The 13,299-nt window shown below is 40.5% G+C and carries 8 protein-coding genes; 7 read left to right on the forward strand and 1 reads right to left on the reverse strand.

The window, feature by feature from the left end; all coding sequences use genetic code 11:
- The first annotated feature begins 57 nt into the window (after window positions 1-57).
- The 6 genes from D464_RS0100400 to D464_RS0100425 all read left to right on the forward strand — a co-directional run bounded on the left by D464_RS0100400 (window position 58) and on the right by D464_RS0100425 (window position 9,758).
- Window positions 58-870 (forward strand): gliding motility protein GldB-related protein, encoded by an 813-nt coding sequence (locus D464_RS0100400; protein ID WP_018909651.1) that lies wholly within the window; start codon window positions 58-60, stop codon window positions 868-870.
- Between the two features lie 253 nt (window positions 871-1,123).
- Complete coding sequence (locus tag D464_RS0100405) at window positions 1,124-1,801, forward strand: peptidase associated/transthyretin-like domain-containing protein (protein ID WP_018909652.1); 678 nt, start codon at window positions 1,124-1,126, stop codon at window positions 1,799-1,801.
- Window positions 1,802-1,831: 30 nt separating this feature from the next.
- Window positions 1,832-2,524 (forward strand): membrane receptor RagA, encoded by a 693-nt coding sequence (locus D464_RS12360; RefSeq protein ID WP_036908371.1) that lies wholly within the window; start codon window positions 1,832-1,834, stop codon window positions 2,522-2,524.
- Window positions 2,509-3,156: a radical SAM protein gene (locus D464_RS0100415; protein WP_018909653.1), complete on the forward strand. Its 648-nt coding sequence runs from the start codon at window positions 2,509-2,511 to the stop codon at window positions 3,154-3,156. Before D464_RS12360 ends, D464_RS0100415 begins: the two co-directional genes overlap by 16 nt.
- A 70-nt stretch (window positions 3,157-3,226) precedes the next feature.
- Window positions 3,227-8,800: an alpha-2-macroglobulin family protein gene (locus tag D464_RS0100420; protein ID WP_018909654.1), complete on the forward strand. Its 5,574-nt coding sequence runs from the start codon at window positions 3,227-3,229 to the stop codon at window positions 8,798-8,800.
- A 25-nt stretch (window positions 8,801-8,825) separates the two neighbouring features.
- Window positions 8,826-9,758, forward strand: a complete 933-nt coding sequence (locus D464_RS0100425) for a 4-hydroxy-3-methylbut-2-enyl diphosphate reductase (RefSeq protein WP_018909655.1) — start codon at window positions 8,826-8,828, stop codon at window positions 9,756-9,758.
- Window positions 9,759-10,105: 347 nt separating this feature from the next.
- On the opposite strand, the gene D464_RS0100430 is transcribed toward D464_RS0100425, so the two are convergent.
- The gene (locus D464_RS0100430; RefSeq protein ID WP_026284592.1) at window positions 10,106-12,295 is read right to left on the reverse strand and encodes a S9 family peptidase; all 2,190 of its coding nucleotides are present in this window, start codon (window positions 12,293-12,295) and stop codon (window positions 10,106-10,108) included.
- Between the two features lie 56 nt (window positions 12,296-12,351).
- On the opposite strand from D464_RS0100430, the gene D464_RS0100435 reads away from it, so the two are divergent.
- The gene (locus tag D464_RS0100435) at window positions 12,352-13,251 is read left to right on the forward strand and encodes a TIGR01212 family radical SAM protein (RefSeq protein ID WP_018909657.1); all 900 of its coding nucleotides are present in this window, start codon (window positions 12,352-12,354) and stop codon (window positions 13,249-13,251) included.
- The last annotated feature ends 48 nt before the right edge of the window (window positions 13,252-13,299 follow it).

Raw genomic sequence — 13,299 nt, forward strand, 5'->3', positions numbered from 1 at the left:
AAAAAAATACTTTTTAGTAAATTTGCAAAGACACCTATAATTATTGTAAAAAAGCTTGTGAAGCAACTATACTACATATTATTTCTGGTTCTGGTAACCTGTGTTGGCTGCCAGTTTAAGCTTTCTTCTGATGACGAGAACGATAAGTCTCAGTTATTAGAGTTGGATCGCTATGACCGGTTAGAGTATCGTTACCTCACAACGGGTGACTTCTCTGCACTCCAGCAGATGAATACAGAATATCCAATTGAGACCCGTACGCTGATAGAGGATGTAGTTAAAATAGGGGAGACAACCGACCCTGACATTAATACTAAGTTCTTGAAGTTCTATCAAGACACAACTCTTCAAACGTTGATAGCGGCAGTTGAATCTGAATACGCTAATACGGATGACATTGATAAACAGCTTAGCACTTCTTTTAGTAGGCTGAAGCAAGTTCTTCCAGACATAGAGATTCCAAAGGTATATGCGCAGATCTCCGCTTTAGATCAGAGTATTGTTGTTGGTAACGGGACGATTGGTGTCTCTTTAGATAAGTATCTTGGAGCTAATTACCCATTGTATGCAAGGTTCTATTCACCCACTCAACGCAAGCAAATGTCGCGTGAATACATCCTTCCAGATTGCTTAACTTTCTATTTGATGAGCGTCTATCCGTTAGAGAACTTCGAGTCACGTCCACAGATAGAGCGCGACTTACAGATAGGAAAGATTCAATGGATTGTGAATCAAATAATGACGAAACGCATCTATCATAGTCGGTATGAAGATGCGGTGGAAGTCTATATGAAGAAGCATCCCAAGCTCTCTTACGAAGACTTATTGCGTAAGACTGACTTCTCAGAGTTTAAAGTTATCGAACGATAAAAGCGGATGGACGATAAGTCTTTCCGCTTTTATCTATTTGAAAAGGGCGTTTCCTTGATGTGAGAAGAGGCTTTCTTCATGGCAAAGAAGGCGTCTCTTTGATCGCAAGAGGGCGTCTCTTGTTTTCTTACTTATTATGTCTTATCAAATGTTATGATACTTAATTCGTATCAATAATAGTGTTTGCTATTCTATTATTTTTCGTATATTTGCATATTGGATAGTAACATTTCGACACTTAAAGACCATCATTATGCAAAAGGGAAAGGATATTTGTAAGACTTTGAGAAGTATTCGTCAGCAGATAGCAGATGCAAATAACATTCGTTATCACCCCTGTGAATGTCACCACAAAGGCGATTGCTCTGGTACTTGTCCTGCTTGTGAACAAGAGATCAGATATATTGAAAGCCAACTAAAAGAGCGTAGTCATAAAGGTATAAACACGAAGGTTATTGGTATTGCTGCAAGTATTTGTGCCACAATGATGCCTTTGACAGTCTCTGCACAAGACTCTAAGTGTAATACAACTCCTGCTAGCGTTGTACACAAGGTAAGTCAAGGTAACCTACAAGTAATCGATTGGTCACAAGGCAGACGTGATGCTGTTGTTATTAAAATACGGCTTATTGCATCTGATAATAAGCAACCAGTGACCTCTGTAGACGTACGATTGCTTGGAACAGATAAGCATACTTCTACAGGTTTAGACGGCTATTTTGCAGTGAAAGTACCAATAAATGGAACCTTGAGAGTCTCTCGTTTTGGAGTAGAAGCTAAGGTTTTAAAGGTGAGATCTTTGTTAAAACTAAAGAAGAAGATTGTCGAATTAGAAATGAATCGTTATATAGTTGGTGAAATTGCAGCCCCTAGTAGTGAGCGAATAAGCGATTCAGATAGTCCTACGTCACATGTAGAAAAGAATAAATAATAGTTGTTCTATCAAAAAGGAGGTAACGGTATGACAAAGGGAAAGGATATTTGTAAAGCATTGAAAGGTATTCGTCAGCAGATAGCAGATGCGAATAACATTCGTTATCAACCTTGTGAATGTCACCACGAGGGCGATTGCTCTGGCACTTGTCCTGCTTGTGAACAAGAGATCAGATACTTGGAGGAGCAGTTGAAAATACGTAAACGAAGGGGATGGAGTATGAAGGTTGCTGGATTAGCAGCAGGTTTTTGTGTTGCAACCATCCCTCTTGTCTCCTGTAGCAATACGCCCAAGAGTACTTTTGCAAAGGCTATTGAAAGTCCGCAGAAGGGAGAGGCTTTACCAAAAGTAGAGAATTTCTCTACTGATAAAGAACATTCTGTTGTTATTAGTGGACTGGTTGTTGATGGCGAAAGTAATAAGCCAATTTCGTCAATAGAGGTGTTTACAAGATCTGGCAAGAAGTCTCTTACATTCACTGATGGGCGTTTCGCTGTGCGCGTGAATCCTACAGATACACTCCTGATAACAGATACTTCTGATAATTATGCAGGCTTTCATCTATCGGTCAAAGAGGTTAAGAGTCCTAATAAAGAATTGCTTATTCGATTATGGAGAACTAATCTTGAGATGGGAAAAATCAAGATTGATGATAATGTTAAGCAGCGTGTTGAATATAATAGACCGCAATCACACAAAGAGAAATGCAATCTGAAGTAACCGCCCCACTAATAGCTATCAATCGGCATAGGCTGACAACAGATGGAGAAGGTGTAACAACACTGGTGGCTTTCCATGGCTGTTCGTTGCGATGTAAGTATTGTTTGAATCCTCAATGCTTACAGTCTGATGGTGTGTGGCAGGTGTTGACACCTGGAGAGTTATATGCAGAAGTAGAGATAGACGACCTTTATTTTATGGCAACAGGAGGTGGCATCTGCTTTGGCGGAGGCGAACCTCTCTTACAATCAAGTTTTATCAAGGCTTTTGCGGATATTATGAATCCAGCTTGGAAACTAACGATTGAGACGGCTCTTAATGTTCCTCTGAAAGATGTTGAGCGTGTTGCTCCTTTGATCCATACGTGGTATGTTGATGTCAAAGACTTAAATTCTGATATTTATAAGACCTATACGGGGAAAGAAAATGCGTCTGTTATTCGCAACCTAACGTGGTTAGCCGAGAATGGATATGCTGATAAAGTCATTATTCGGCTTCCTTTAATACCTGAGTATAATGCTGATTCACATCGACAGGTTAGTGAGCAAGCACTAAAGAATATGGGTTTTCATCACTTTGACCACTTCACTTACACCTTGGCACACCTCACTTCTGATATTAAACAATTATAATATATAAGGTGGATAGGGCGTTTCTCTATCTGAAAATCATTATCTTTGCAATCACTAAAGAGTTATAATTATGAAGAAGTTACTTGTTTTTATTCCACTTATACTTCTGTTATTCCCAATGAAAATAGCCGCACAAAGCTATGACGAATTGTGGAAGCAGGTGGAAGCAGCAGGTCGGAAAGACTTGCCAAAGACTGCAATTGTATCTTTACGAAAGATAGAGAAGAAGGCTCAACATGAGAAGGCTTATGGACAACTATTGGCTGCTAACTTGTTAGCCTCAAGTATTCAGACACATATTTCACCAGACTCTATGGATGTCGAACTCAATAAGTTGAAGGCAAAAGCACGGGAGGCTGAACGCAAAGATGAGGTGTTGTCTGCAATATATAACTGTGTCTTAGGATGGATAGAACAGGGTAAATCTGATGGTAACAGTGCCGAATACTTTAAGAAGGCGTTGTCTAATCCGTCGTTACTTGCACGTCAAAAAGCTGCTAACTATACTCCATTAGTGAAGGTAGGCATGGATGATAACATCTTTGGAGGCGACTTGCTCCATGTCATTGGTATGCAGGCAAGGGACTTTGACAAGCTGAATCGTTACTATGTAGAGCATGGCAATCGTGAGGCGGCATGCTATACAGCTTTGCTTGCGGTTGATGAGAAAGATAATAAAAGCGAATTGCTCGACTCTTTGATGCGTGTTTATGGCGATTTACCAATATGTGGTGAGGTGGCAATAAGCAAGTATAATTGTATGATTGAAGATGAAGAACCAGCAGAAAAGCTTATTGCTTTCATTGATAATGCACTCTCTCGTTGGCCTACATGGGCACCTATTGAACAGCTTCGTAACGAACGTAAGGAATTGACGGCACCCATGTCTACGGCTGAAGTAGAGCGAAATCGGGTAACAAGTAAGGATAAGGATAATACGGTGCAAATGGAAGTTCGTAATGTGCCAAGCCTTACGATAAACATTACTCGTACATCTTTAAAAGGTAATACTCAATATAATGTAGAGGACAAGAATGATTTGAAAGCTATCAAAGCATCATTGATACCATCCTCTAAGCAGGTTATTCAGCGTACATATAAGGGTTATAAGGACTATGAGATACTGAAAGATTCCTTTAATCTACCCGCCCTTCCAGTGGGTGTTTACTTGTTAGAATTTGTTCCTTCAGATAGTCGTTTAGCAAGAGACTACTCTCTTTATTATGTTAGCGACCTATTTGTTATGACGGAGGAACAGCCTGATAAGCGCAATCGTTATGTTGTGGTTGATGCTAATGAGGGGCAACCTGTGCCTGGTGCAACCATCCGCATAGAGTACAGAAAGGATAATTGGAGTAGTAAACCATTGACAAAGATACTCACAACGGATAGTAAAGGAGAGGCGTTTATAACCGATCCTGGTTATAGTTCAGATGTCTATGTCTACACAAGCAAAGACCAGGCTTTCCCTGCAATGGACCTTAAAAGTAATTATGACTACTATAAAGCTAATAAGAATGGTGAAATAGCGAACCTTTATACTGACCGTTCTCTTTATCGTCCCGGACAGACCGTTCATGCCTCTGCTATTGTATATCTAATGACGCAAAAAGGCTTTAAGATGAAGGCTGAAGCTGGCGTTTCATTTGATATGATACTGCGTGATACGAATGGAAAAGAGGTGAGTCGTAAGGCTGTAACTACTGATCGCTTTGGTACAGCAGCAGTCGATTTCGAGTTACCAAGTAGTGGACTTACTGGTGATTTTACGATTATCACAAATAGTAAAGGAGGTGGACAAGTTCGTTTCAAAGTAGAGGAATATAAGCGTCCTACCTTTGAAGTAAGTTTTGATGACTACGAGGAGAAGTACACAATAGGTGATACTATCCAACTGAAAGGACATGCCAAGAGTTTTGCTGGTGTTCCTGTGCAGAATGCGAAAGTAACTTATTGGGTTAAGCGACGCCCCATGCGCTGGTGGTGGGATAGCTATGAGAGTGACGAGGATGTGAAGATTGGTAATGTGGTGACAGATGAGAAGGGTGATTTCATAGTCTCTGTACCTTTCGTTCTATCGAAAGAAGTAGAGAAAGAAATGGTTTCTAATCGTTCTTTCCGCCCTCGTTTCTATCACTTCGAGGTTGAGGCTAAGGTGACAGATGTTGGTGGTGAGAGCCGAGAAGGCTCTGTCTCGCTTCCTCTTGGTACTAATCCGACCACGTTGGCATGTGATATTCCTGATAAGAACTTGCGTGATAGCTTGAAAACAATCAAGTTCGATTACCTCAATATGGCTGGTCAACCCATTGAAGGGCTGGTGAAGTATGTGATAGTTCCACAACAGAAGGATGAGAAACTATATGTTTATAACAATTATGCAACAGCTAAAGCCAATGAAGATCTTACTTTGAAGCCAATGTCTTCAGGTGCTTATCGCTTGCATGCAATCTGTGGAACTGATACTGTTAATACAGACTTTGTTCTCTTCTCAATGGATGATAAGCAACCAGTAATTACTACACATGATTGGTTCTACTTGAGTGATAATTTCTTCCCACGTGATGGTTCGCCTGTCTATCTACAGGTTGGATCGAGTGATAAAAACCAACATGTGGTTTATTCTATCTATGCTGGTAATAAGGTAATAGAGACGGGGTCATTTGATCAAAGTAATAGTATTAAGACAAGAAAGCTCTTTTATAAAGAAGAATATGGCGATGGTATTACCTTGAATTATGCGTGGGTGAAGGATGGTGTATTATATTCTCACATGCAGAGTATCGCTCGCCCATTGCCTGATAAACGATTAATTACGAAGTGGTCTACCTTCCGTGACAAGCTAACACCGGGTCAGAAAGAGGAATGGATAGTAAGTATTAAACGTCCAGATGGCAAAGCGGCAGATGCTCAACTGATGGCTACTCTCTATGACAAGAGCCTCGATGCAATCATTGCACATTCTTGGATGTTAAGTCCTTACTTCTCTCTTAGTCAGCCAAGTGTACTTTGGGAAGGTGCTGATGTTAATATTTTGACTTTGTCTGCCTATGCTGATATCAAGAAGAGAGAGGTGCCTGAACTATCCTTATCAGAGTTCGATAATCGTTACTTAGGCTCTTGGGACTTTCCTTTTAGCTTCCGTTATGGAAAGATGAAATCACGTAATTATGCTCTAATGTCACGTGCGGTAGAGTTGAAGGCAATGCCTATGTCTGATTCAGTAGAGAGTCGTGTGTTTAGTGTTGCAGAGCAGATGCCATCGATGAGAACCGATAGGGCAGCTGTGAAATACACTGCTCCTGTCATTAAGAAAGATGAAGAGATAAAGACAGACGAGAAGAAGGAAGACAAGAAAGTGACACCTTCTATGCGTGAAAATCTTAATGAAACCGCTTTCTTCTATCCACAGTTACAGACGGATGGAAAGGGTAATGTAAGTATTAAGTTCACGCTTCCAGAAGGTTTGACAACGTGGCGTTTTATTGGTATCTCGCATGATGAAGAAATGAATCATGGTTATTTGACAGATGAAGTAATTGCAAAGAAGAGTTTAATGATTCAACCGAATATGCCTCGCTTTGTGCGTATCGGTGATGAAGCAATGGTTTCTGCACGATTATTTAATCAGTCGGATAAGGAGGTCAATGCCAATGCAAAGATTGAAATCATTGATCCTGCAACTGAAAAGGTATTGTTTACAGATTGTAAAGAGGTCGTTTTGAAGGCGCAAAGTAATGGTTTAGCAACTTATAACTTATCTTCTTTATTATCAGAGAAAGCTAATCAGTTATCGGCTGATCAGTCTTTGTTGATTGCTCGCTTCTCGGTAGAGGGCGATGGATTCTCTGATGGTGAGCAACATTATCTACCTGTTCTTCAAAATAAGGAGTATGTTACCAACACCTTACCATTCACTCAGAATGGGGCAGGGGAGAAGGTTGTTGATGTTAATAAGCTATTCCCAAAGAATAGTACATCACAACGGTTGACCATTGAATATACGAATAATCCAAATTGGTTGATGGTTCAGGCACTGCCTTATGTGGCTGAGTCAAACGAGAAGAACGCCATCAGTCTTGTTTCAGCTTACTATGCTAATCGTTTGGCAAAGAAGATTATCTCTACTTCACCAAAGATAGAACAGACGATTAACCAGTGGCGTTTAGAAACTGGAAAAGAAACCTCTATGATGTCAGCATTAGAAAAGAACCAAGACTTGAAGACGTTGGCATTGGAAGAAACTCCATGGTTGAGAGATGCTAATAACGAACGTGAACAGAAGCAAATGTTAGTTCGTTTCTTTGATGGAAACCAATTGCAAAGTCGCTTGTCAACGACATTAACCAGTCTGAAGAAGCTACAGAATCCTGATGGATCATTCTCTTGGTGTCCAGGAATGAAGGGTAGTTTATATATGACTGTTTCGGTTGTCAAGAGCCTTGTTCGCTTACAAACACTGACCGATAAGGTGGAAACTTCAACAATCGTTGATGCTGCTTTCCGTTATTTGGATAAGCGAGTAGAAGAGGAGGTCGCCAATATGAAGAAGACAGAAAAGAAGTATAAGACGTTGCTCTTCCCTATGGATGACCTCTGTGATTATTTATATTCAAATGCTTTGGCAGGGCGTAAGACAACGCCGGATATTAACTATCTTTTGGATAGACTGTCTAAGAAACCTACCGACTTAACAATCTATGGTAAGGCTCGCACAGCTGTTATCCTCCAACAATATAATAAGGTGGAGAAAGCAAAAGAGTACTTGCAGAGTATTAAGGAGTATATGGTTTGTACAGAAGAGAAGGGTTGTTACTTCGATACGAAACGTGCGCAATATAGTTGGTTTGACTATAAGATACCAACAGAAGTAGCAGCGATTGAAGCTGTGAAACGCATTACGCCAAATGACGAACAGACGTTAATGAATATGCAACGCTGGCTCTTACAAGAGAAGAGAACGCAGAGTTGGGATACTCCTTTGAATGCTGTAGATGCGATATGGGCATTTATGAATGATGGTAAATGGATGATGGATAATGGTGAGAATGCTAAACTTATGTTGAATGATCATCCTCTGAATACATTACAGCCTACAGCTGGAATTGGATATATTAAGGTGACAGAGCCAATGGGAACGCAGTCGGCTTCTGACAAACAGGAATTGAAGATTCAAAAGACAAGTACGGGTATTAGTTGGGGAGCTGTTTATGCACAATTCTTCCAGCCTGCTACTGAGATTACTGATGCTACATCTGGTTTGAAAATCAAACGAGAAGTATTGGTTGATAGCACTCTGACAAAGAATCTCAATAATCTGAAAGTGGGCGACAAAGTTCGTATTCGTTTGACGATTATTGCTGATCGTGATTATGATTTCGTGCAGGTTGTTGACAAGCGTGCAGCTTGTTTAGAGCCAGTTAATCAGTTGAGTGGATATAACTGGGGCTATTACATTGCGCCAAAAGACTACACAACTTCCTATTATTTCGACGTGATGGCAAAGGGTAAACACGTGATTGAAACAGAATATTACATTGATCGTGCTGGTGTATATCGCACAGGAACCTGTACTGCTCAGTGTGCTTATGCACCAGAGTATAGCGGTCGTACAGGGGTAATAGTTGTGAAAGTTGAAGAGTAGATAAGTTGGAAAACTCCTTAGAAAGATGCTTCAAATAGAAATAGATAACGGCAGTGGATTTTGCTTCGGTGTGACCACTGCAATTAAGAAAGCCGAAGAAGAATTGGCAAAGGGCACCAAGCTCTATTGCTTAGGTGATATAGTACATAATAGTATGGAGGTGGAACGTCTAACACGGAAAGGGCTTATGACTATCAATCATGAGCAGATGCGTGACCTCCATAATGTGAAAGTCTTACTTCGAGCACATGGAGAACCACCAGAGACATACGAGCTTGCTAAGCGCAATAACATAGAGATTATTGATGCAACATGTCCCGTTGTACTTGCACTTCAACGCCGTATTAAATCGCAATATGAGAAAGGTTATCAATCAATTAATGGATCTTTAGACAAGGAGGACACTGTTACAACTCCTCCTTCAAGTAGTAAGAGTGGGGGAGAGGCTTCCATTGTTATCTTTGGTAAGAACGGGCATGCCGAAGTGCTTGGTCTGGTAGGGCAAACGCATAGTCACGCTATTGTGATTGAAAAGTTTGAGGATGTGAAAGCCTTAGACTTTAATCATGACATCTATCTCTATTCGCAAACAACGAAGAGTTTGGACGAGTTTCATAAGATAATTGATTATATACAGAGTCATATTTCACCAACAGCAAAGTTCCAGAGCTTCGATACTATTTGCCGACAAGTGGCTAACCGCATGCCAAATATATCGTCATTTGCAGCTCGCCACGATTTGATTCTCTTTGTGGCAGGTCGTAAGAGTTCAAATGGTAAGGTTCTCTTCCACGAGTGCTTAAGTGTGAATCCAAATTCCCATCAGGTGGAGAGCGCTGACGAAATAGATATGACGTGGTTTGAAGGTGTACAAACTGTAGGTATTTGTGGAGCGACCAGTACACCGAAGTGGTTGATGGAAGAGTGCCGCGATGAGATTCTTCGGCATACTCGATAATCTTGTCTAAGGTATTCCTCTAATTGTCTTAAAGCCTATATGAAGATAAGATATTATTTCTCATCTCCTCCTTTAAGTATATTCCCCTCCCTTCAAAAAGTTAAAGTATCGGGATTATACAGGTGCGTATAATGAATTATACAAGTTTGTATAATTGATTATACAAGTCTGTATAACGAGTTATACAAACGTGTATAATATCCGATCCAACGTATCTAATGAAATGCACAGATACAAGGATGGCAGAGACAGGCATACTTAGTCTTAACTAACAAGGCTATCTATAAGCTATATTCAACATACTTAAATGCGATAAAAAGAAGTAAGGTGATACCGATGTAGCTATTTTACAGATTCTCAATAAACCAATCGGCAACTTGGCGCAAGAGATGGTTGCGGGTATTGCCACCATATATAGAATGGTTGCGATTCGTATAGAAGAGCTCACGGAAATCCTTATCAGCCTGCACGAGAGCTTCAGAATACTCGAAGGTGTTTTGTGGATGAACATTATCGTCAGCCATACCATGACAGATAAGTAACTTACCTTGCATCTGATTTACACGATTGATTGGATTAATAGCGTAGCCCGCTGCATTCTCTTGTGGTGTACGCATATAACGCTCCGTGTAAATAGTATCATAGAAGCGCCAATCGGTTGGAGGAGCTATCGCCACACCTGCTTTAAACACACCTCTACCCTCACTCATGCTCATTAAGGTATTAAAGCCTCCAAAGCTCCAACCCCAAATTCCTATGCGAGAAGCATCCACGTAACTTTGCTTACCTAACCATAACGCTGTTTCTACCTGATCTTTTGACTCTAAATCGCCTAACCGCATATAAATACTCTTCTCAAAATCAGCACCACGAGCACCTGTTCCTCTACCGTCTACTGTAACAACGATATATCCTTTCTGGGCTAAATAGTAATCGAACATACCACCATTCCCCATAGAACCAACATTCCAATTATCTACAACCTGCTGACTTCCTGGTCCGCTATATTGGTGCATGATAACAGGATACTTCTTATTTGCATCGAAATCAGACGGCTTTATCATCCATCCATTGAGCTTGACTCCCTCGGATGTAGTAAACGAAAAGAACTCAACGCCTGCATTATTATACTTCAGAAGTTTCTCTTCTAGCTCCTTATTATTAAGCACCTCACGCACTTCTTTCCCTCGATTATCATAAATGGTATAAACAAATGGATGATTACTATCGCTCCATGTATTCAAAAAGTATTTATAATCGCCAGAGAACGAAGCTGCATTCCAGCCTTCATGAGCCGACAAACAGGTCATCTTTCCACTCTTATTTACAACATACACCTCACGTTGCATGGGTTTTCGAGCCGCCGCTTGGAAATAAGTATTGCCTGTTTTCTCATCATAACCATAGATTGCAGTCACATCATAATTGCCCTTATCAATCTGACGCAAGAGTTTTCCGTCCTTATTATAAAGGTATAAGTGCATAAAACCATCACGATCAGAAGGGAAAAGGATGTAATCTTTCATGATAGAGATACCTTCCATCGCTGCCTCTTGAACATACTTTGAGATATGTTCCTTTATCAATAATGAGCAAAGTCCCGTATGCGGATTCGCCGAATAGAGATTCAATTCATCTTGATGACGATTCATCGTATAGATAACCACACGATTAGGATCGGTTGTTGTCTTTATGCGTGGAATATATCCATCAGCTGCTAAAGGTAAATTGATTTGACGTACAGATGCACCCTCCAAAGAATATGACCAAACTGACACTTTTGAATTGTCTTCTCCTGCCTTCGGATATTTATAACTGTATTCTCCAGGATAAATACTATAAGCATCAAGTTGAGGATGAGAGCCACGGAATAGCTGCAAAGAATAAGTCTTTACCTTGCTTTCATCATATCGAATCCAACTCAAAGTCTTACTATCAGCACCCCACGCCAACGCATTATTAAATCCAAATTCCTCTTCATTTACCCAATCAGGCAAACCATTAATGACTTTATTAAACTCGCCATCGGTTGTTACCTGCGTCTCTTTATCGCCATCCGTAATATAGATATTGTTCTTATGAACAAAGGCAATCTTTGTTCCATCAGGAGAAAAGGTTGGAATCTGCTCGGCACCTTCCTTTGACAGACGCTTCAACTGCTTTGTCTTCACGTCATAAAGATAGAAATCAGCCGTGAAAGAACGACGATAAATACGATGTGTATTGGTTTGCAATAACAATCTATTTCCATCTGTCGACACTTGATAATCATCAAATGATTTGAGATTCTCACCCTTGGCATTAGCCAAATCAAAGATAACTCCCGTCGGCTTTCCCGTCACAAAGGAGTATTTCACAACCTGTCGACCATCCTCTGAGATGCGAGCATACTCCGATGTTCCCTTTAAAGAGTTAACACCTGATATACGCTTTGCAGCAAAAACACCAGCTGTAATATCACGTATAGATATAGGTTCACCAGCCATCAATTGGAGTGCAGTCAAGATAGTAGCACACATAAGGATTATTCTTTTCATAAAATCAAGTTTAAACATCGCAAAAGTATAAAATATTCTGTACATTTGCAACAAGAATGGAACAATATTATCGTGACTTTGGGAACTGGCTTCGCGAACAATTCCCTTTTAAGGTTCAGAAGATTTCTATCAATGCTGGCTTCACATGTCCTAATCGGGATGGACGTGTAGGGCGAGGTGGCTGTATCTATTGCAATAACCAAACGTTCAATCCTACTTATTGCGATAAGCAAAAGAGCGTAACCGAACAGTTGGAAGATGGTAAAAGATTCTTCGCTCGCAAGTATCCTGATATGAAATATCTCGCATACTTTCAGGCTTACACGAATACTTATGGCACCAATTCGCATTTGAAGACTCTCTATGAGGAGGCATTAGCAGTGGAGGATGTTGTCGGATTAGTCATCGGAACACGTCCGGATTGTATTAATGACGACTTGCTCGATTACTTTGAAGAGTTGAATCAGCGCACCTTCCTTATCGTTGAATATGGTGTTGAGACCTGTAACGATGCTACCTTACGCCTCATCAATCGTGGGCATGACTTCGATTGTGCTAAGCAAGCAATAGAACGCACAGCTAGTCGTGGTATTCGTGTAGGTGCGCATATCATACTCGGATTACCCGGTGAGGATGAAAACGAGAGTCTCCGACAGGCACCCATCATATCTTCTCTCCCTCTCACAACCTTGAAAATCCATCAAATGCAGATTATTCGTGGTACGAAGCTAGCCAAAATGTATGAGGAACATCCGTTCCATCTTTACAGCGTGGACGAATATATTCATCTGATAGCCGAATACATTAGTCGATTAAGAGCCGACCTTATCCTCGAACGATTCGTTAGTCAGAGCCCACCAGAACTACTCATCGCACCTAAATGGGGACTAAAAAATTACGAATTTACCCATCGTCTCAACAATTACATGAAAGAGCATTGCATAAAGAAGTGCTAATTTATAGCGACTTACCATTAAAATTTATTCAAACCAATATTCTGTATA

Origin of the sequence: Prevotella veroralis DSM 19559 = JCM 6290 (assembly GCF_000377625.1) — a bacterium.
GTDB classification, from domain to species: Bacteria; Bacteroidota; Bacteroidia; order Bacteroidales; family Bacteroidaceae; genus Prevotella; species Prevotella veroralis.